This is a genomic window from Cupriavidus sp. HMR-1, from assembly GCF_000319775.1.
Lineage (GTDB): Bacteria > Pseudomonadota > Gammaproteobacteria > Burkholderiales > Burkholderiaceae > Cupriavidus > Cupriavidus metallidurans.
In genome coordinates, this window is sequence record NZ_ANKP01000042.1 from 18,802 (window position 1) to 39,551 (window position 20,750).

At 63.3% G+C, this 20,750-nt stretch carries 19 protein-coding genes; 13 read left to right on the top strand and 6 right to left on the bottom strand.

The features are described 5' to 3' along the window. Window positions 1-12: 12 nt before the first annotated feature. The 4 genes from rpoA (at window position 13) to dsbD (ending at window position 4,009) form a co-directional block, all read left to right on the top strand. Window positions 13-993 (top strand): DNA-directed RNA polymerase subunit alpha, encoded by a 981-nt coding sequence (gene rpoA / locus D769_RS05765; RefSeq protein ID WP_008642968.1) that lies wholly within the window; start codon window positions 13-15, stop codon window positions 991-993. 151 nt (window positions 994-1,144) lie between these two features. Further along, window positions 1,145-1,540, top strand: a complete 396-nt coding sequence (gene rplQ / locus D769_RS05770; RefSeq protein WP_008642987.1) for a 50S ribosomal protein L17 — start codon at window positions 1,145-1,147, stop codon at window positions 1,538-1,540. Between the two features lie 113 nt (window positions 1,541-1,653). Next, window positions 1,654-2,034 (top strand): divalent-cation tolerance protein CutA, encoded by a 381-nt coding sequence (gene cutA / locus D769_RS05775; RefSeq protein ID WP_008642988.1) that lies wholly within the window; start codon window positions 1,654-1,656, stop codon window positions 2,032-2,034. Window positions 2,035-2,071: 37 nt separating this feature from the next. Beyond that, window positions 2,072-4,009, top strand: coding sequence for a protein-disulfide reductase DsbD (gene dsbD, locus D769_RS05780; RefSeq protein WP_008642989.1), 1,938 nt, complete (start codon window positions 2,072-2,074; stop codon window positions 4,007-4,009). A 33-nt stretch (window positions 4,010-4,042) separates the two neighbouring features. Here dsbD and D769_RS05785 read toward each other — a convergent pair whose 3' ends face one another. The 3 genes from D769_RS05785 to yihA form a co-directional block, all read right to left on the bottom strand. Then, window positions 4,043-5,224 (bottom strand): magnesium transporter CorA family protein, encoded by a 1,182-nt coding sequence (locus D769_RS05785; protein WP_008642990.1) that lies wholly within the window; start codon window positions 5,222-5,224, stop codon window positions 4,043-4,045. A 7-nt stretch (window positions 5,225-5,231) separates the two neighbouring features. After that, window positions 5,232-6,224 carry a porphobilinogen synthase gene (gene hemB, locus D769_RS05790; protein ID WP_008642991.1) on the bottom strand — a complete coding sequence of 331 codons (993 nt, stop codon included), beginning with the start codon at window positions 6,222-6,224 and terminating at the stop codon, window positions 5,232-5,234. A gap of 270 nt (window positions 6,225-6,494) precedes the next feature. Continuing rightward, window positions 6,495-7,178 (bottom strand): ribosome biogenesis GTP-binding protein YihA/YsxC, encoded by a 684-nt coding sequence (yihA, locus tag D769_RS05795; protein ID WP_008642992.1) that lies wholly within the window; start codon window positions 7,176-7,178, stop codon window positions 6,495-6,497. A 331-nt stretch (window positions 7,179-7,509) separates the two neighbouring features. On the opposite strand from yihA, the gene D769_RS05800 reads away from it, so the two are divergent. The 8 genes from D769_RS05800 (at window position 7,510) to msrQ (ending at window position 15,797) form a co-directional block, all read left to right on the top strand. Further along, a complete protein-coding gene (locus D769_RS05800) occupies window positions 7,510-8,169 on the top strand; it encodes a c-type cytochrome (RefSeq protein ID WP_008642993.1) in 660 nt (219 codons plus the stop codon). A gap of 169 nt (window positions 8,170-8,338) precedes the next feature. Then, on the top strand, window positions 8,339-10,591 hold the full coding sequence (locus tag D769_RS05805; protein WP_008642994.1) for a cytochrome c biogenesis protein ResB: 2,253 nt from the start codon (window positions 8,339-8,341) through the stop codon (window positions 10,589-10,591). Window positions 10,592-10,693: 102 nt separating this feature from the next. Then, window positions 10,694-11,917: a c-type cytochrome biogenesis protein CcsB gene (gene ccsB, locus D769_RS05810; protein WP_008642995.1), complete on the top strand. Its 1,224-nt coding sequence runs from the start codon at window positions 10,694-10,696 to the stop codon at window positions 11,915-11,917. Between the two features lie 296 nt (window positions 11,918-12,213). Beyond that, complete coding sequence (locus D769_RS05815) at window positions 12,214-12,639, top strand: lipoprotein (protein WP_008642997.1); 426 nt, start codon at window positions 12,214-12,216, stop codon at window positions 12,637-12,639. A 29-nt stretch (window positions 12,640-12,668) separates the two neighbouring features. Further along, the gene (locus D769_RS05820) at window positions 12,669-13,202 is read left to right on the top strand and encodes an RNA polymerase sigma factor (RefSeq protein WP_008642998.1); all 534 of its coding nucleotides are present in this window, start codon (window positions 12,669-12,671) and stop codon (window positions 13,200-13,202) included. Beyond that, window positions 13,202-14,035, top strand: a complete 834-nt coding sequence (locus D769_RS05825) for an anti-sigma factor (RefSeq protein WP_035881139.1) — start codon at window positions 13,202-13,204, stop codon at window positions 14,033-14,035. The genes D769_RS05820 and D769_RS05825 overlap by 1 nt, the downstream gene beginning before the upstream one ends. Window positions 14,036-14,109: 74 nt before the next feature. Further along, on the top strand, window positions 14,110-15,123 hold the full coding sequence (msrP, locus tag D769_RS05830) for a protein-methionine-sulfoxide reductase catalytic subunit MsrP (protein WP_008643001.1): 1,014 nt from the start codon (window positions 14,110-14,112) through the stop codon (window positions 15,121-15,123). Then, complete coding sequence (gene msrQ, locus D769_RS05835) at window positions 15,123-15,797, top strand: protein-methionine-sulfoxide reductase heme-binding subunit MsrQ (protein ID WP_008643003.1); 675 nt, start codon at window positions 15,123-15,125, stop codon at window positions 15,795-15,797. Before msrP ends, msrQ begins: the two co-directional genes overlap by 1 nt. A 74-nt stretch (window positions 15,798-15,871) precedes the next feature. Here msrQ and lysA read toward each other — a convergent pair whose 3' ends face one another. Both lysA and D769_RS32615 read right to left on the bottom strand, forming a co-directional pair. Further along, window positions 15,872-17,131, bottom strand: coding sequence for a diaminopimelate decarboxylase (gene lysA, locus D769_RS05840; RefSeq protein WP_008643005.1), 1,260 nt, complete (start codon window positions 17,129-17,131; stop codon window positions 15,872-15,874). 119 nt (window positions 17,132-17,250) lie between these two features. After that, complete coding sequence (locus D769_RS32615) at window positions 17,251-17,340, bottom strand: hypothetical protein (RefSeq protein WP_241227841.1); 90 nt, start codon at window positions 17,338-17,340, stop codon at window positions 17,251-17,253. 194 nt (window positions 17,341-17,534) lie between these two features. On the opposite strand from D769_RS32615, the gene cyaY reads away from it, so the two are divergent. Further along, window positions 17,535-17,870, top strand: a complete 336-nt coding sequence (gene cyaY, locus D769_RS05850) for an iron donor protein CyaY (protein WP_008643007.1) — start codon at window positions 17,535-17,537, stop codon at window positions 17,868-17,870. Between the two features lie 71 nt (window positions 17,871-17,941). On the opposite strand, the gene D769_RS05855 is transcribed toward cyaY, so the two are convergent. Continuing rightward, complete coding sequence (locus tag D769_RS05855) at window positions 17,942-20,320, bottom strand: penicillin-binding protein 1A (RefSeq protein ID WP_040010902.1); 2,379 nt, start codon at window positions 20,318-20,320, stop codon at window positions 17,942-17,944. Window positions 20,321-20,750: the final 430 nt, after the last annotated feature.

Below are 20,750 nucleotides of genomic sequence, written 5' to 3' on the forward strand. Positions count from 1 at the left end.
AAGGACAACCTAATGCAAACAGCACTCCTCAAGCCAAAAATCATCGCCGTTGAACCGCTGGGCGACCATCACGCCAAGGTCGTGATGGAGCCGTTCGAGCGCGGTTACGGTCATACGCTCGGTAACGCCCTGCGTCGCGTGCTGCTGTCGTCGATGGTCGGTTATGCGCCGACTGAGGTCACGATCGCTGGGGTGGTCCACGAGTACTCCACCATCGATGGCGTGCAAGAAGACGTCGTCAACCTGCTCCTCAATCTGAAGGGCGTGGTGTTCAAGCTGCACAACCGCGACGAAGTCACGGTTTCTCTGCGCAAGGACGGTGAAGGCGTGGTGACGGCAGCCGATATCGAACTGCCGCACGACGTCGAGATCATCAACCCGGGTCACGTCATTGCTCACCTGTCCGCCGGTGGCAAGCTCGACATGCAGATCAAGGTTGAACAAGGCCGCGGCTATGTGCCGGGTAACGTTCGCAAGTTCGGCGACGAAGCCAGCAAGGTGATCGGCCGTATCGTGCTGGACGCCTCGTTCTCGCCGGTCCGCCGGGTTTCGTACGCCGTCGAATCGGCGCGTGTGGAACAGCGTACCGATCTGGACAAGCTGGTGATGAACATCGAAACCGACGGCGTGATCTCGCCCGAGGAAGCGATTCGTCAGTCGGCCCGTATCCTGGTTGACCAGCTGTCGGTGTTCGCCGCCCTGGAAGGCACCGAATCGGCTGCCGAGGCCGCTTCGAGCCGCGCGCCGCAGATCGATCCGATCCTGCTGCGCCCGGTCGACGACCTCGAACTGACGGTGCGTTCGGCCAACTGCCTGAAGGCCGAGAACATCTACTACATCGGCGACCTGATCCAGCGTACCGAGAACGAACTGCTCAAGACTCCCAACCTGGGTCGCAAGTCGCTCAACGAGATCAAGGAAGTCCTGGCTTCGCGTGGTCTGACGCTCGGCATGAAGCTCGAGAACTGGCCGCCCGCAGGTCTGGAGAAGTAATTGAAGTCGTGGGGTAGCGGTAACGCCGCCCCACGCTTCGTACGCGCCACAGGCATTCCGCCCGTGGCATGGAAGCCCCACCGGCCCGCGCCGTTGCGCAAGCAAAGGCGATAGAAGAGCTGGTTAAACACTGAAATCGAAAGGAATCATCATGCGTCACCGTCATGGTTTGCGGAAACTGAACCGCACCTCGTCGCACCGTCTCGCGATGCTGCGCAACATGTCCAACTCGCTGTTCCAGCACGAGCTGATCAAGACCACGCTGCCCAAGGCGAAGGAACTGCGCAAGGTTGTCGAGCCGCTCATCACGCTGGCCAAGAAGGACACCGTTGCTAACCGCCGTCTGGCTTTCGCCCGTCTGCGCGACCGCGACATGGTTACCAAGCTGTTCACCGAACTGGGCCCGCGCTATGCCACCCGTCCGGGCGGCTACACTCGTATCCTGAAGTTCGGCTTCCGTCAGGGCGACAACGCGCCGATGGCGCTGGTCGAGCTGGTGGATCGTCCGGAAATCACCGAAGCCCCGGCTGAAGAAGCGGCGGAATAAGTGATGCCTGATCCCGTCTTTCGCTGACGGGATTCTGGACACGGCACTACAATCGAGCCAGGCTTTTGCCTGGCTCTTTTGTTTTGTGCCTTGTTTTACGTCGGAATCTGGATATGACCGCTTCGAACGCTTCCCTTTCCGCTCAGTCGGCAGAGCCGACGGAGTCGGTGCTGATTGCGATGACGAATCTGCCCGACGAGGCGTCGGCGATCGGTCTGAGCGCGGCCATTCTCGAAGCGCGCGTAGCGGCGTGTGTGAACCGGATGGCACCATGCCAGTCGGAGTACTGGTGGCAGGGCCGGCTGGAGCAAGCGCAGGAGTGGCCACTGCTGATCAAGACGACGCAGCGTCAGTACGCGGCCCTGGAGGCGTTGATCCGCGCCGCGCATCCTTACGATGTGCCGGAGCTTGTCGCATGGCCGCTGGCGGCCGGTTTGCCGGCTTATCTGGATTGGGTCCGGAGCGAAGCGACGGGTGCTGATGACATGGTCTGAAGCTACTGAAGCTTCTCAAGTATCGGAATATCAACACATGGCAATGACGGGTAGCAGCATCGGAACAATGTGGAAAACCGGTGCGACGCGCGGGAATCTGGTGCGACATTTTGCCGCACTATGGCTGACAGTATTCGCCTGCCTCTTCTTCTGGACCGTTGCACATGCGGCGACCGAAGACGATTTCCTGCCGCCGGAGCAGGCCTTCCGATTTGTCGCCAGACAGATCGACCAGAAGACCGTCGAGGTCCGCTTCGACGTGGCCGATGGCTACTACCTCTACCGGGAGCGATTTTCCTTTGCTGCCCAGCCGGCTGACGTAAAGCTCGGCAAGCCTGAGATGCCTGCCGGAAAGGTCCATTTCGATGAGACCTTCGGCAAGGACATGGAGACGTATCGCGGTGCCGTCGTGATCAAGGTGCCGGTGGAGCAGGCGCCCGCAGATGGCCGCTGGTCGCTCGTTGTGACGTCGCAGGGTTGTGCGGACAAGGGGCTTTGCTATCCGCCGATGGAAAGCATCTACAAGGTCGGTGGCTCCGTACTTGGCAACTTGTTCGGCGATCGTGGCGCGGCTGCCCAGTCGACGCCGGAGGCGCAGGCTCCAGCCGCCGTGCAATCTGCGCCAGATAGCGCGACGCCGACGCGTCAAAGCAAACTGGTCGACGACACTGATCGGATCGCCAATGCACTCGCCAGTCGCAATCTCGCGCTGATCGGGGCCCTGTTCTTCGGCCTCGGCATTCTTCTGACATTCACGCCGTGCGTGCTGCCGATGGTGCCGATCCTTTCGTCGATCGTCGTCGGCGAGCATGTCACGCGCGGGCGTGCGTTCCTGGTGTCGCTCTCCTATGTGCTTGGCATGGCCGTGGTCTACACCACGGTGGGCGTAGCGGCTGGCCTGGCTGGCGAAGGCCTGGCCGCGGCGCTCCAGACGCCCTGGGTGCTTGGCGCTTTCGCCGCCTTGATGGTCGCGCTCGCGATGTCCATGTTCGGCATGTACGAACTGCAGATGCCGCAGCGCTGGCAAGCCCGACTGACCGAATCCTCGAATCGCCGGCAGAGCGGCCAGTTTGTCGGTGCGGCCCTGATGGGGGCGATTTCCGCGCTGATCGTGGGGCCCTGTGTCACGGCACCGCTCGCGGGCGCGCTGGCGTATATCGCGCAAACCGGTGATGCCATCACCGGCGGCGGTGCCTTGATGGCAATGGCTCTCGGCATGGGCGTGCCGCTGATGCTGGTTGGGATGGGCGCCGGCAATCTGCTGCCACGTGCGGGCAAGTGGATGGAGGCTACCAAGCGCTTCTTCGGCTTCCTGCTTCTGGGCGTGGCGATCTGGATGGTGACGCCCGTACTGCCGGCCTGGGTCGTGATGCTGGCTTGGGCGGCGCTGCTGCTTGTGGCGGCCGTCTATCTCGGTGCGTTCGACGCGCTGGGTCCGGACCCTCGGGGCCTGATGCGACTGGGCAAGGGGCTTGGCCTGCTGGCGGCACTGGTAGGAGCGATTCAGATCGTTGGTGTGGCGTCGGGCGGACGCAACCCTTTGCAGCCACTTTCCCATCTGAGTCTGTCGGCGGCTACGCTGCCACCGCATGCGGCCGAGACTCGCTTCGAGCGCGTGCGGAGCATCGCCGAACTGGATGCGCGGATCGCGCAGGCCTCCGCTGCCGGGCGTCCGGTGCTGCTGGATTTCTATGCCGACTGGTGCGTCAGTTGCAAGGAGATGGAGAAGCTGACGTTCCCGGACGCGAAAGTCAGGGCGCAACTCGCGGACGTCGTCCTGTTGCAGGCTGACGTGACAGCCAACAATGCCGACGATCGCGCGCTACTGAAGCGTTTCGGTCTGTTCGGCCCGCCGGGCATCATCCTTTTCGGCAAGGATGGCCAGGAGCGCCCGGTGCGGGTGATCGGCTATCAATCGGCATCGCGCTTCCTCGAAAGCCTTGAGCGCGCGCTGGGGCCACGGTCGCAGACCTGACCTGACCTGACCTGACCTGACCCGGTCCGCGTCCTAGCGATCCAGCCAGCGGCCCAGGCCCCAGACGCCACCGATCACGGTGACCACGGCTCCCATCAGCCCGATCGACCACCAGAAGCCGTCTGGCTCTTGCAGCCACGGCATTCGCGCGAAGTTCATGCCGAAGATGCCCGTGATGAGCGTCAGCGGCATGAAGACCGCCGTGATGACGGTCAGCGCACGCATGGTCCGGTTGGTTCGGTGAGCCACTGCGGAAAAATGGATCTGCACCGCGGATTCGATCGAATCCTCGAGTCGCCGGGCGTGCGCCAGCACGCGCAGGATGTGCTCCATCAGGTCGTTGATGCGTACGAGCAGGACTTCGTCGCGGCTCGCTTCCTGCGCACCTTCGGCATCCTCGGCGCTATAGCGGTTGTCGAGCAGACTGTCGCCAAACTCCTGCAGCGCATCTCGCTGCTCTTCACTGAGATGCTCGAGCCGCCTGAGCTGGATGCGCGCATCCAGCAGGCCTTCCCAGCTTGAGAAACTATGGCGACTGCTCAGCAGCGCCCGCTGCCAACGATCGAGCTGCCGGGTCAGCGGGGCACGCAGATCCAAGTAGCGGTCGACCATCGCGTTCAGCAGTCGCAGCATCAGGTCTTCGGGCCGGGTTGGCGGCCTGACGCCATGCACCAGCGCTGCCGTGCCACCGGCGCGCGCGGACGCGGGGCGAGGCGCGCCACAGCTCTCGAGTAGCCTTTGGCGTACCTGTTCGATCGTGCGTGACGGCGAGGACCGCACGGTTACCAGTACGTTGTCGAAGACAAAGAATGCAACTGGCTGTGTATCAATGCGGGCGAGCGCCGGCAGGAAGCCCGGCGCGTATTTGCGCGACGCCTTGCGCTGCGTGACGGACTGTGTGGCCTCGGCCTCTGCGAACTGCCGGCTGGTTTCGAAGGTGAGCTTGCGGAAGATCACCATGTCGTACGCGTGGGTCGTATCGAAGAACGACGGATGCGCAGGATTGGTGGCGTCGGCCAGATGCAGGTCGAGGATGGGTGCGCCCGTCAGCGCCATCAGGCTGTCGCGCCAGGCGCCGGGCGCCGGCGTAACTTCCTCGGTGCCGAAGTCCGCCCAGACAAACCGCGCGGCCGCATTTCCGGAGAGGAAGTCGCGCGCCGCGTCGAGTGTGTCCAGCGGATGTACCTGGTTGGCCGAGAAGCCTAGCAGCTGCATCCGCCGCTCAGGCCTGCAGCAGGCGCGCGGCGTCGCGCGCGAAGTAGGTCAGGATGCCATCCGCGCCAGCACGGCGGAATGCCAGCAGCGATTCCATCATGACCTTGTCGTGGTCGAGCCAGCCATTCTGCGCGGCGGCCTTGAGCATCGCGTACTCGCCGCTGACCTGATACACGTACGTCGGGAAGCGAAACTCGTCCTTCACGCGGCGCACGATGTCGAGGTACGGCATACCCGGCTTCACCATGACCATGTCGGCGCCTTCCATGATGTCCTGTGCGACTTCACGCAGAGCCTCATCGGTATTGGCCGGGTCCATCTGGTAAGTCATCTTGTTGCCCTTGCCCAGATTGCTGGCCGAGCCCACCGCATCGCGGAACGGGCCGTAGAACGCTGACGCGTACTTGGCCGAGTAGGCCATGATGCGCGTGTGGATGTGGCCAGCTTCTTCCAGTGCGTTGCGCACGGCGCCGATACGGCCGTCCATCATGTCGGACGGCGCGACGATGTCGACACCTGCTTCCGCCTGGACAAGCGCCTGCTTGACGAGGATCTCGACGGTGATGTCGTTGATCACGTAGCCGTTCTCGTCGAGCACGCCATCCTGGCCATGGCTCGTGTACGGATCGAGCGCGACGTCGGTCAGCACGCCAAGCTCGGGAAAGCGATCCTTCAGTGCGCGCACGGCGCGAGGCACCAGGCCTTCGGGGTTCGTGGCCTCGATGCCGTCAGGCGTTTTCAGCGACGGATCGATCACCGGGAACAGCGCGATGACCGGAATGCCGAGCTTCACGCAGTCTTCCGCGACTGGCATCAGCAGGTCCACGGACACACGTTCCACGCCGGGCATCGACGCCACGGTCTGTCGCTGGTTCTGGCCTTCCAGGATAAAGACCGGATAGATCAGGTTGTCAGGCGACAGGCGATTCTCGCGCATCATGCGGCGCGAGAAGTCGTCGCGACGCATGCGGCGGGGACGGAACTCGGGGAACGTGGACATGGCTGAATCTTGGGAAAGTCGTGGACGAATGCGCGGCGCACGTCACCGCGAAAGGCCCGCGGCAGACAACAGCAGAAGTACGCCGAAAGAAAAAAGAACTTTTGTGCGTGCCCGCTATCATACTCGCGGACACCCTGTGTTGCTCCGCGCAGCGCGGATGTCCCCCGCTACTCCTCCCTGAGCGGGTACCCGCCCTGAACCGGCGGGAAAGTTCGTCCCCGTTGTTCGCAACGGGGCTTTTTTTTGCCGGTTCGAAGTCGATGCGTGGCCTCAGCCCTGCGGCGTGTCGGGCGTATCCGTCTTCGCAACGGCAGGCTGCGCTTCAGGCAACGCCAGCCAACCCGCCACTACCCGCTGTGCTTCTTCGATGCCACGACGCTTCAGGCTGGAGAACAACTGGGCGGTGAGCGCCGGCGGGTTTTCCATCTGCGCCGCGTAATCGGCGAGCACCTTGCGCGTTTCGCGCAGCGCCTTGGCATTATCGCTGGTGGTCAGCTTGTCCGCCTTGGTCAACAACACGTGGATCGGCTTGCCGGTCGGCAGAAACCACTCGACCATCTGGCAATCGAGGTCCGTGAATGGGCGGCGCGCATCCATCATCAGGATCAGGCCGGACAACTGCGTCCGGGCCTGCACGTAGTCGGAAAGCAGGCCTTGCCAGTGAAACTTGGCGCTGCCAGATACTTCCGCATAGCCGTAGCCGGGCAGGTCGACCAGGAAGCCGACAGGATCGGGGGCCTTGACCGGCGCCACGGTGAAGAAGTTGATATGTTGCGTGCGCCCGGGCGTGCGTGACGAGAACGCCAGCCGCTTCTGGTTGCACAGGATGTTGATGGCCGTGGACTTGCCGGCGTTGGAGCGGCCGGCGAACGCCACCTCGGGAACGGCCGTGGCAGGCAGGTCGCGGAGGTGGTTGACGGTCGTGAAAAAGCGAGCCTGATGTAGGAGGGACATGCGCTGGAGTGGTGAGGCGGGTGACGAGTCGGCGGGGTGGTATACGACCCCTTGAAGGGACGTCGCCACAGAGACTGATCTAAGTCAATCCGGAAAGCGATTTATTGTACAATAACCCGGTTTACGGTCTCCTGAGCAGGTGACGTGTGGCATCCTTGCGCGATGTCATCGGCGATGCCTTAAATCGCCCGGGAAGCAATGTCCTGGGCGGGTTGGTGGGCGTTGCGTATACCGGTCTCACCCCTTGCTCGAAAAGGCGCTTCCTCACCGCCTGGCAAGGGAAGATCGGCATGCATTACGGTGTTCATAACAAATCTGACAAGGTATACGAATGAACCGCATTGCGAAACTTCTGGGTGTCATGGCGCTGGCTGTTCCGATGGCCGCCATGAGTGGGCTGGCATCTGCCGCAGAGCAGGCCGCCGCGAAGGCAGATCCCGCCAAGGGCGAGACGCTATATTCGCAAGGCGCACCCGATCGCAATGTGCCAGCATGTCTTTCCTGCCACGGCGCAGCCGGCAACAGTGCCGCGGCCACCAATCCTAAGCTGGCCGGCCAGCAAGCGGAGTACGTGCACAAGCAACTGGCAGACTTCAAGGCCAAGAGCCGTAACAACGCCATCATGACGCCGTATGCGTCGGCGCTGAACGACCAGGAAATGAAGGACATCGGTGCCTATCTCGCCAAGCAGCAGGTCAAGCCTGCCACAGCGAAGAACAAGGACACGATCGAGATTGGCCAGAAGATCTACCGCGGTGGTATCGCGGCCAAGGGCGTGCCGGCCTGCGCTGGCTGCCACGGTCCGACCGGTGCCGGCATCCCGGCGCAATATCCGCGAATCGGCGGCCAGTATTCCGAGTACACCGAAGCGCAACTGGTGGCGTTCCGCCAGGGCACCCGTACCAACAATTCGGTCATGAGCACGATCGCCGCCCAGATGTCGGATACCGAGATCAAGGCGGTCGCGGACTACGTCGCCGGCGTCCGTTAAGTCGTATCCGGCCGGCATGGCAGGGTATCCCCTTGGGGGATGAACCAGCCGTGCCAGCAGCAATCGAAGAGGGTGGCCTGCTTGCCAAAGCACGTCCACCCTCTTTTGTTTTCCGGCGCCCAACCGGCGTCACATCAAGCACCAAACCGGATATCGGGTATTACCGCACATGTCGACCCCTTCCACTTCAGGCCTGCACCTGAAGACTCATCACCGCGTGCTGCGCGACGCCGTCGAGTTGCTGTCCTCGATGCGCTTCGCCATCACGCTGCTGACGGTGATTGCCATCGCCAGCATCATCGGCACGGTGCTCAAGCAGAACGAACCGTACCCGAATTACGTCAATCAGTTCGGGCCGTTCTGGGCGGACCTGTTCCACGCGCTGTCCCTGCAGAAGGTGTACAGCTCCTGGTGGTTCCTGCTGATCCTGGGCTTTCTCGTTGTCTCGACGTCGCTCTGTATCGCGCGCAATGGGCCGAAGATGATCGTCGACATGCGCTCGTGGAAGGATCACGTGCGCGAGCGCAGCCTGCGCGCGTTCCATCATCGGGGTGAGTACGATGCGTCGCGCGTCCGCACCGATGCCGCCGGCCGGGTGTATGCGCTGCTGCGCAACCGGGGTTATCGCATCAAGCCCGTCGAGCACGAGGGCGCCACGTTGCTGGCTGCCAAGGCCGGTTCGGCGAACAAGCTCGGCTACATCCTCGCGCACACGGCCATTGTCGTGATCTGCCTGGGCGGTTTGCTTGATGGCGACATGCTGATCCGGGCGCAAATGTGGTTTGGCGGCAAGAGCCCGATCGACGGCAATGCCATCATCAGCGAGATTCCGGCCAAGCACAGGCTCTCGCCGAGCAACCCGGGCTTCCGTGGCAATGCGTTCGTGCCCGAAGGCGCGACCGTGTCGACTGCGATCCTCAACATCGCCGACGGCGCGCTGGTGCAGGACCTGCCGTTCACGATCATGCTCAAGAAGTTCACCGTGGACTTCTATTCCACCGGGATGCCCAAGCTGTTCGCCTCCGATGTGGTGGTGACCGACCGGGCCACCGGCAAGAAGACGGAGGCGACGATCAAGGTCAACGAGCCGTTGGTTATCGACGGCGTGGCCATCTATCAGTCGAGCTTCGAAGACGGCGGCTCGCGCCTGAAGTTCGTCGGGTATCCCATGACGGGCAGCACCCATGCGACGTTCCCGTTTGCTGGCACGATCGGTGGCAACGCGCCCCTCGCGAGTACCGGCACCGGTGCCGACAAGGATGGATTGACCGTCGAGTTCAGCGATTTCCGGCTGATGAACGTCGAGACGGTCACCGATGCGTCGGGCAAGGCCGACGCGCGTGGCGTGGCGCGCAAGTCCTCGCTGGGCACGCTGGAGCAGCACCTCGGCGCCGCCGCCAATCCGAACAAGGAAAAGGACCTGCGCAATGTCGGTCCGTCGGTGCAGTACAAGCTGCGCGACGCCAATGGTCAGGCGCGCGAGTTCAACAACTACATGCTGCCGGTGCAACTGGATGGGCAGACCGTGTTCCTGGCCGGTATGCGCGAATCGCCGAATGAGCCATTCCGCTACCTGAGAATTCCGGCCGATGACCAGAGTAGTGTGGCGGACTGGATGCGTCTGCGCGCGGCGCTGCAGGACAAGGGGATGCGCGGCGAAGCTGCCCGCCGTTTCGCCGAGATATCGATGCCGGGCGCCGACAAGGCGGACCTGCGCAAGCAACTGGCTGAAAGCGCCATGCGTGCGTTGGACCTGTTTGCCGGGGCCACTCGCACGTCGCCCGACGCGCCTCCGGGCGGTTTCACGGCGATCGCTGCCTTCCTGGAAAAATCGGTCCCGCAGGCTGATCAGCAAAAGGCCGCGGACGTGCTTTTGAAGATTCTCAACGGCTCGATGTGGGAGCTCTGGCAACTGGCGCGCGAGCAGGACAAGCTGCCGGCCATCCCAAATGACACGAAAAGCGGCGTATTCCTCCAGCAGGCAATCAATGCGCTTTCGGACAGTTTCTTCTACGCCGCGCCGGTGTTTCTGCAGCTAGAAGACTTCCAGCAGGTCCAGGCCAGCGTGTTCCAGATGACTCGTGCGCCGGGCAAGAACATCGTGTATCTTGGGTGCTTGCTGCTTGTCCTGGGCGTGTTCGCAATGTTCTACATTCGCGAACGGCGCGTCTGGATCTGGATCAAGGACAAGGGCGTCGATGCTGCCGGACACTCCAGCGGTAGTCACGTCCTGATGGCGATGTCCACACAACGTCGCACGATGGATTTCGAGAAGGAATTCGTGGCGTTGCGCGCCGATATCGGCCGCGCCGTTGGCGCCGAGGTGACGGAAGCGGCGGGTGGTCATGATGCCGCGATGACGCAAGGCGCACCGCAATCGGGGCCATCAGCGTCAGATGATAAGCACGCGTCATCGCTATAGTACAAAGTACAAGAGCATGAACCGGCGTCAGCCTGTGCGGAGACCCGCGGGCGGGGGCGCAGCAGATAAAACAGGCGCGTAGCGCCAAAGAGCAGGAATGCCATGTCCTCGAATGTGAATCACGTCAATCCTGGCCTGTCGCCGCGGCGTGCCGCGGCAACCGACGATGTGTCCCGTGACGCAGCCGGCCAGGACACCGCCTATCTCGAACCTTCGTTTCTGAGCCGCCTGGGCTGGACCGATTGGGTCTTCGCGCTGCTGCTCGTGGTCGGCGCCGGGTTTGCGCTCTCGCGCTACGGCCAGTGGATGAACGTCTATGACAAGGGCGTGCTGATTGCCGCAGTGCCGACGTTCGCGCTGCTGGGCTGGCACTGGAAGCCCGTCCGTCTGCTGATGATCGGCATCGCGGCGTTTTCGCTGTTCGCGATCCAGCTCTATCAGGGTGACCTCGCGCGCGCCGAGCAGGCTTTCTTCCTGAAGTACTTCCTGTCGAGCCAGTCGGCCATCCTCTGGATGAGTGCGCTGGTGTTCCTCTCGACCCTGTTCTACTGGGTTGGACTGATTTCGCGGTCGGAAACCGGCTACAGCATTGGCAGCAAGCTCTGCTGGGCGGCGGTCGTGCTGGGCTTCACGGGTCTGATGGTGCGGTGGTACGAGTCGTACCTGATCGGCGCGGACATCGGCCATATTCCAATCTCGAACCTCTATGAGGTTTTCGTTCTCTTCTCGCTGATCACGTCCCTGTTTTATCTGTACTACGAGCGCCGCTATGCAACCCGCGCGCTTGGACCGTTCGTGATGCTCGTGGTGTCGGCGGCAGTCGGTTTCTTGCTGTGGTACACGGTCAGCCGCAATGCCCAGGAGATCCAGCCGTTGGTGCCCGCCCTGCAGAGCTGGTGGATGAAGATCCACGTGCCGGCGAACTTCATCGGATACGGCACGTTCGCGCTGGCGGCCATGGTGTCGGTGGCCTACCTGCTCAAGCAACGTGGCATTCTGGCCGAGCGTCTGCCTTCGCTCGAGCTGCTCGACGACGTCATGTACAAGGCGATCGCGGTCGGTTTCGCCTTCTTCACGATCGCAACGATCCTCGGCGCACTGTGGGCTGCCGAGGCTTGGGGTGGCTACTGGAGCTGGGATCCGAAAGAGACCTGGGCGCTGATCGTCTGGCTCAACTATGCCGCTTGGCTGCACATGCGCCTGATGAAGGGGCTGCGCGGTACGGTTGCAGCATGGTGGGCGCTGGTTGGCCTGTTGGTGACGACCTTCGCCTTTCTCGGTGTGAACATGTTCCTGTCGGGGCTGCACAGCTACGGCGAACTCTGATCCGCCAGATCAACCTGTCCCGATGTGACGAAGCCTGCCGATTCCGGCAGGCTTTTTTGTTTCCTGAGCGGACCCTGAACATCGGACAGGCTCGAACCGTCGCATCATGTTTCGCAGAGAATGCGCTTCGGTTTTCTAAATATGCGTCATTAGGCATTTATCACCATCTAAGAAGCCACTTTCCGCCGCTGAACGCCACATTTTTTTGAGGTGGGAGGAATAAACACATCACATCGGGTGTTTACTGAAAGAGAACGGCGCCGGTTGTCGGCACCGCCCTGAAGAAGGAGACCCTCATGATGGCTTCTCGTCACACTGCTGTATCGAAGCTCCGCCCGATCGCACTCGCGCTGGGTGCTGCCACTGTCCTGCTGGCCGGTTGTTCCAGCCTGGGGATGGGTGGTGGCGACATGCCGCCTACCGTGAAAGTCACCAACGGCGCGCTGACCGATCCGCAGGGCCTGACGCTGTACACGTTCGATCGTGACCCGGCGAACGGCGGCAAGAGCGTCTGCAACGGCATGTGCTCGACCAACTGGCCGCCGCTGCTGGCTGAGCCAGGCAAGAGCGCATCGGGTGACTACTCGATCATCACGCGCGATGACGGTACCCGGCAGTGGGCGTACAAGGGCAAGCCGCTTTATCGCTTTGCCAAGGACGCCAAGGCGGGCGACAAGTCAGGCGACAACTTCAACGCCGTCTGGCACGTCGCGCTGCCGTGAAGCCCTGATCGTCGCTAGGCAATCCCGGCATGGAACCGTTTGAACGTCAGTTGGTGGTACTGGCGCCGCGTTTGCGGCGCCATGCCCGCGGTCTGACCGGCGATGCCATGCTGGCCGACGATCTCGTGCAGGACACGCTCGAGCGTGCCCTGCGCTATCGCTGGAGATTTCGCCTTCGCCCCGGCGCGTTATGGGGCGATGGCGCGGATGGGCTGCTGCCATGGTTGCTGACACTGATGCATCGGCTGCGCCTGAATCATCTGCGCAAGAGTGATGTCGTGACCGCAATGGATACGCTACCGGAGGTGGTTGCCCATACCGCCGACCCGGGCCTGCGTCGCGATCTGTTACAGGCACTCGGCCAGTTACCGGAGCCACAGCGCGCGGTGCTGCTGCTCGTCAGCCTGGAGCAGTTCTCGTACGCCGAGGCCGCCAGGGTGCTCGACGTGCCGATCGGCACCGTGATGTCGCGCCTGGCGCGCGCGCGCGAACATATGCGTCGCCTGCTGGATGGCGGCGCCGATAGTGCTGCGGCAACAACCTCGTTGCAGCGGGTGAAATGATGGTGACCCCGACTCCAGTCGGCGAAGCCGACCTCCATGCATACGCGGACGGCCAGTTAAGCGGCCCGCGCCGGGCCGAAGTCGAAGCCTTCCTGGCAGCCGATCCGGAAGCCGCGCGCAAGGTCGAGGCCTGGCGTCGCCAAACGGCGGGGCTGCACGCATCATTGAACGCCGTCCTCAAGGAGGCGGTACCGCTGGACGCGCTTCCACGCGGATTGCGCGCCGGCAGCGGGCGCGCAAAGGCTCACCGCCCGCTCTGGCCCGTGGCGCTAGCGCTGGCCGCCAGCGTCGCGACATTCATCATCGGTGGCACGAGCGGCTGGATGGCGCGTGGTCGATTTGACGCCGACCTCGGCGGCGTGCCTCCACTCGAACGATTTGCACGCGACGCATTGGCCAGCCATGTGGTTTATGCACCCGAGGTTCGCCATGTGGTCGAGGTTCCCGCCAGCGATGAGGCGCACATGGTCGCTTGGCTGTCCAAGCGGCTCGGTGCGCCGTTGCAGGTCCCTGATCTCCGCGCACAGGGCTTTCGCCTGATCGGCGGGCGGCTCGGTGTGGCCGAGGGCGGTCCGATGGCTATCCTGATGTATGAGAATGACGCCGGGACACGCCTGTCGCTGCAATTGCGGCGGATGGCGCAAGGGACACCGGATACCGCATTCCGGCTCGAACGGCTGGCGCCTGCCCAAGGTGCTCAATCCACCGGGCCCGCTGCCATGGCGTTTTACTGGGTCGATCACAGTCTCGGTTTCGCACTGGCGGGGCCGATCGATCGTGAGCGACTGCTGGCGTTGGCGACCGCCGTCTATCAGCAATACCAACGGGGATAATCGCACCGCCCGCCGCACCTTTCAGCAGTCTTCCCTGTCAAACTCCCCAGGCTCCATCAGGCTTCGTTCGAACCATGCTGATTCCCTCTCCGAAATGGCTGCGCGGCGATGACATCGCTGCCTCCGAGATCACCCCGAAGCACGTATTCACGGCGCGACGGCGCCTGCTGGCCATGGCGGCAGCGGGTACGGCCGGGGGCCTGGCAACACCTTGGTTTGCGCGGGAGGCGTTCGCGCAGCAGGGCTCGCCAGGCAGGCTCCCCAAGTTGGCGGCCACGCTGAACAATGCCTACGCGGTGACGGAAAAACGCACCTCGTATGAGGACGTCACGACCTACAACAACTTCTACGAGTTCGGCACCGATAAGTCCGACCCGGCGCGATACGCCGCTACGCTGCGGCCGCGTCCTTGGCAAGTCGCGGTGGAGGGGCTGGTCAAGCAGCCCAAGGTGTACGACCTCGACGAACTCCTCAAGCTTGCGCCGCTTGAGGAGCGGGTCTATCGGCTCCGCTGTGTCGAAGGTTGGTCGATGGTGATCCCGTGGATCGGCTATCCGCTTGCGGAGTTGATCCGGCGTGTCGAGCCGCAGCCGGGCGCGAAGTTCGTCCAGTTCATCACGCTGGCCGACAAGAAGCAGATGCCCGGTATCAGCAGCGGGGTGCTGGAATGGCCCTACAGCGAAGGCTTACGCATGGACGAGGCCATGCATCCGTTGGCGCTGCTCACATTTGGACTCTACGGTGAGGTGTTACCGAACCAGAACGGCGCACCGGTGCGCATGGTGGTGCCCTGGAAGTATGGCTTCAAGAGTGCCAAGTCGATCGTGAAGATCCGCTTTGTCGACAAGCAGCCACCGACGAGCTGGAACATCGCCGCGGCGAACGAGTACGGCTTCTACTCGAACGTGAACCCTGACGTGGACCATCCGCGCTGGAGCCAGGCCACGGAACGGCGTATCGGGGAAGACAAGGGGGGAGGCGGTTTCTCGGCCCTGTTCGCGCCGAAGCGCAAGACCTTGATGTTCAATGGCTACGGAGCGCAGGTGGCGTCGCTCTATCAGGGCATGGACCTGAGGAAGAATTTCTGATGGCCGAGCGCGATCTGCCGGCGTCGGCCGCGCAGGCTTCGCCGCGCCACGGTGGGTTGGCGTTGCTAGCGCCGTCACGCGTGCGCGCGGTGAAGGTCTGTGCCTGGCTTCTGGCGCTCCTGCCGTTCGCGCGATTGATGTACCTCGGTGCCACGTCGCAGTTCGGCGCGAATCCACTCGAGTTCGTCACACGATCGACGGGCACCTGGACGCTAGTCATGCTGTGCGTCACGCTCGCGGTAACGCCGCTGCGCCGGATTACCGGCTGGCACTGGCTGATCCGGTTGCGCCGCATGTTTGGCCTGTTCACGTTTTTCTACGGCGTGCTGCACTTCATGCTGTGGCTCGCGGTGGATCGCGGCTTCGACGTGGCCTACATGATCAAGGACATCGGCAAGCGGCCATTTATCACGGTGGGTTTTGCGGCATTCGTGCTGATGGCCCCGTTGGCCGCCACATCGGCCAATGCGATGGTGCGCTGGCTTGGCGGTAGACGCTGGCAATTGCTGCACCGTGCGATCTATGCGATTGCCGTACTGGCGATCCTGCACTACTGGTGGCACAAAGCGGGCAAGAACGATTTCCAGGAGGTGTCGATCTATGCCGTAGTGGTGTTCGTGCTGCTGGCGCTACGCGTGTGGTGGTGGCTGCAGAGGCGGCGGGCAATGCCATAAAAAAGGGCGACGTAGAACGTCGCCCTTTTTGTTTTGGCCGAGGCCCTGTCAGGCCTCAGGCCTCAAGCCTCAGGTCAGGCCTTCAGCAGTCGCTCGTTGCGGAACAGGTCCGCGGGCAACTCGCGCTCGCGCACCAGATGCACGGTATCGCCATCGACCATCACCTCGGCAGCGCGGCCGCGCGTGTTGTAGTTCGAGCTCATCACGAAACCATAGGCGCCAGCCGACATCACCGCCAGCAGGTCGCCGGCCTGAACGGCCAGCGTGCGGTCGCGGCCGAGCCAGTCGCCGGACTCGCAGACCGGACCCACTACGTCGTACATCACCCCCGCGTCGTTGCGAGGGGCGACCGGCTCGATGCGGTGGAATGCCTCATACATCGCGGGACGCGCCAGATCGTTCATTGCCGCATCGACGATGCAGAAGTTCTTGGCCGCGCCGGGCTTCAGGAATTCCACACGGGTCAACAACACGCCGGCGTTGCCGACCAGCGAACGGCCCGGTTCGAACAGGACCTCGCGGTGTCCGTGGCCGCGCGCGGCCACGCGGTCGATCAGCGTGGTGGCGAACTTGGTGATGTCCGGCGGGGTTTCATCGTTGTAGGTGATGCCAAGGCCACCGCCCACATCGATATGTTCCAGCTTGATGCCTTCGGCCTCGAGTGCTTCAACCACGTCGAGCACCTTGTCGAGCGCCTCCAGATAAGGCGCCACCTCGGTGATCTGCGAGCCGATATGGCAGTCGATGCCCGTGACCTCGATATTCGGCAGCGCTGCGGCAGCACGATAGGTCGGCAGCACGTCCTCGAAGGCGACGCCGAACTTGTTGGCCTTGAGGCCCGTCGAGATGTACGGATGCGTCTTGGCATCCACATCCGGGTTGATGCGCAGCGACACGCGCGCGCGCTTGCCGAGGCGGCCGGCAACAGCGTTCAGGCGGTCCAGTTCGGGAATCGACTCGACGTTGAAGCCGCGCACGTCGTGGCTCAGCGCCAGCTCCATGTCCGCGATGTTCTTCGCGACACCGGAGAACACCACCTTGCGCGGGTCGCCGCCAGCGGCGATCACACGCAGCAGCTCACCACCGGAGACGATGTCGAATCCCGCGCCGAGTTGCGCAAATACCTGCAGCACGGCCAGGTTCGAATTGGCCTTCACCGCATACTGCACGTGGGCGTTGTGGCCCTTGCACGCAGCCGCGTAGGCGTTGTACGCGGTCGTCAGCGCGGCCCGCGAATAGACGAAGGTCGGCGAGCCGAACTGGTCGGCAATGCGGGTCAGCGGGACTTGCTCGACGGCGAGAATGCCATCGCGGCGCGAAAAGAAATCGGTCATATTCAAACGGCACTCAACGTGCTGAGGGGGCGGAACTGCCACGAGCCGGTTCCACGGGCACGGGCGAGGCGGTCGACGGCTCGGACATGGGGCGCGCGGGCTCGACGGCTCCGGGCGCATCAGGCTTGCCCAGTCCGGGATCGGCCACGGTTGGCGCCGTCGGAGCGGGTGGCACGATCGGCATGTACAGCGGGCCGCGAATGCCACATCCGGCCAGGGGCATCGCGAGCGTGGCGGCAAACGCCGATACAATCGCAGCACGACGCAGCATCGGGAAATCCTTCATTGTCTGGGTGGGTTCTCGGATGGCTGCGGGAAGCGCAAGGTTTCCCGACTTTTCCATCAATTGATGCCGGCCCGAGTGCCCAATCCGAACGGGGCGCCGGCGGCCTTGGAGTGTAGCATGCCCCCCCTCAGTGAAAGCGAGTTCCTGGCGCTGGCCAGCAAGGCACTGGACCAGCTGGAAGCGGCGATCGAAGCCGCCGCCGATGCGGCCGACGCCGACGTGGAAATCAATCGGACCGGCAACGTGATGGAACTCGAGTTCGAGGACGGCTCCAAGATCATCGTCAACAGCCAGGCGCCCATGCAGGAACTGTGGGTGGCAGCCAAGGCCGGTGGCTTCCATTTCCGCAACGATGGCAGCAAATGGGTCGATACGCGGGGCGGTGGTGAACTGTATGCCGCGCTGTCCGGGTACCTGAGCCAGCAGGCAGGGGTCACCTTGACACTGAAGTAAGCGTTCCGGCACGCCACGCCGAAACAAAAAACCGGCCGCAAGGGCCGGTTTTTCGTTGGAGGCGGCGCCGGTCAGGCTCCGCCGAACATCTCCAGGATCTTCTTCTTTTCCGCCTCGGTGTCCTGTGGCGGGCGCGAGCTTTCGTCCGGCTTGCCAGGCCATGGGTCGCCCAGGCCAACCGACGCCACTCCTGCGCCGCCGGCGTTTTCCTCGAGCGTCCAGTCTCCCGCGACCATGACCACACCTTCAGGCGGCTGGCGCTCCGGGCTTTCCGGCACCCCCTTGAGCGCCTTGCTCATGTAGCCGACCCAGATCGGCAGTGCCAGTCCGCCACCGGTCTCGCGCACGCCCAGGCTCTTGGGCTGGTCGTAGCCCATCCAGGCAATCGCCACCAGTTTTGGTGTGTAGCCGGCGAACCACGCATCGACCGCATCGTTGGTGGTGCCGGTCTTGCCGGCCAAGTCGTTACGGCCCAGGCGCTGCTTGGCCGGGTTTGCCGTGCCGCTACGCACCACCTCGCGCAGCATGCTGTCGGCGATAAACGCGGTGCGCGCGTCGAGCACCCGCACGGCATCGCCACCAGCCTTCTGAGGATGAGTCTCCGAGACGATCTTGCCGCGCGAATCCTCGACCCGCTGGATCAGGAACGGGTTAATGCGATAGCCGCCATTGGCGAACACCGAGTAGGCGCCCGCCATCTGCAGCGGCGTCACGCTACCCGCGCCAAGCGCCATCGGCAGGTAGGCCGGATGCTTGTCGGCCTCGAAGCCGAAGCGCGTGATGTAGTCCTGGGCGTACTGCGTGCCGATCGCGCGCAGGATACGGACCGACACCAGGTTCTTCGACTTGGCCAGCGCGCGGCGCATCGTCATCGGCCCTTCGAACTTGCCGTCGTAGTTCTTGGGTTCCCAGACCTGGCCACCCGTATCCGGACCGATCGTCAGCGGTGCGTCATTGATCACCGTGGCCGGCGAGAAGCCCTTTTCGAGCGCAGCCGTGTAGATGAACGGCTTGAAGCTCGACCCGGGCTGACGCCAGGCTTGCGTCACATGATTGAACTTGTTCCGGTTGTAGTCGAAGCCGCCCACCATCGAGCGTATCGCACCGTCCTCGGGGTTGATCGAGATGAACGCGGCGGCGACTTCCGGCAATTGCGTCACCGTCCACGAGTTGTCCTTCGGGTCCTGCGTCACGCGGATGATGGCGCCCGGGCGGATCTTCACCTTGGGCTGCGCGCTGGCCGCCAGCGACGGCGCGATGAAGCGCAGCGCCGTGCCCTCGATCGTCGCCACCTCGCCCGAGAGCAGAGTCGCGCGGACCTGTTTCGGCGAGACGCTCGTGACCACGGCGGAGCGCAGGTCGTCGCTGCCCGGATGCTCGACCAGCGCATCGTCGATGGCCTGTTCACGCTCGGCCGGATCGGACGGCAGGTCGATGAACGCTTCGGGGCCGCGATAGCCGTGCTTGCGCTCGTAGTTCATGATGCCGCTGCGCACGGACTCGTAGGCGGCGTCCTGGTCGGGCTTGGTCAGCGTGGTGTAGACCGTCAGGCCGCGGGTATAGGTCTCCTCGCGGTACTGCGCGTACATCAGCTGGCGCACGATTTCCGCCACGTACTCGGCGTGGGTCGAGAATTCGTTGCCTTCGCTACGCACATTCAGCGGCTCGCGCACTGCCTGGTCGTACTGTTCCGGCGTGATGTAGTGCAGGTCGCGCATGCGTTGCAGGATGTACTCCTGGCGCACCTTCGCGCGGCGTGGGTTGACCACCGGGTTGTAGGCCGACGGCGCCTTGGGCAGGCCGGCCAGCATGGCGGCCTCGGCCGGCGTCACGTCCTTGATCGACTTGCCGAAGTACACGCGCGCCGCGCTGGCGAAGCCGTAGGCGCGCTGCCCCAGATAGATCTGGTTCATGTAGAGCTCGAGGATCTGATCCTTGCTCAGATTTGCCTCGATCTTGTACGCGAGCAGCATTTCATAGATCTTGCGCGTGTAGGTCTTCTCGCTCGAAAGGAAGAAGTTGCGCGCTACCTGCATCGTGATCGTCGAGGCGCCTTGCGACAGGCCGCCGCGCAGGTTGGCCAGGCCGGCGCGCATCACGCCGACGAAGTCCACGCCGCCGTGTTCGTAGAACCGGTCGTCCTCGATCGCGAGCACGGCCTTCTTCATGACGTCGGGGATTTCGGTGATCGGCACGAAGTTGCGGCGTTCCTCGCCGAATTCGCCGATCAGCACGTTGTCGGCCGTATAGATCCGAAGGGGGATCTTGGGGCGGTAGTCGGTGATCGTGTCCAGCGACGGCAGGTTCGGCGCCGCCACAACCAACGCATAGCCAACCAGCAGCGCTACCGCTGCCATGCCGGCGACAAGCAGTCCGATCACCCAGATCATGATCCGTGCCCACAATGGGCGGCGGACGGGAAGGGACGGCTTCTGTTGTGCTGTGGCCATAAGGGTTTACCTAATCAGAGTGCCCGGATTATATCGCCGCCCCTCCGGCGGCCCGGCGTTCCTGTGGCGCGAAAGGCGCTATCGCGCTGTTACAAGATGTAATGGCCTGAGAGCTTGCGTGTCCTGCCGTGCAGGCGATTGCCATGGAACGCGCGCGGCGGGCCGGAAACGGGAGCGGTGGTGTCGAGTGTGTCGCCAGGAATACGGGCAAGGATCGCAGAATTGGCGCGGGGCAACGCTATGCAACGAAGTTGTTGTTGAGCGTCGGATTTTGGCAACGCTTTGGCAGGGGCGATCTGAAAAAGAAAGCGTGGTTAAACCGGCACATTGCCAGCGCCCTTGGATTTTGTAAGAATCGTCGACCATAAAAGAGCAAAACGTTTCATCCAAAGAAACTGGCTCGCACCGTTAGAGCAGACATGCCGTGGGC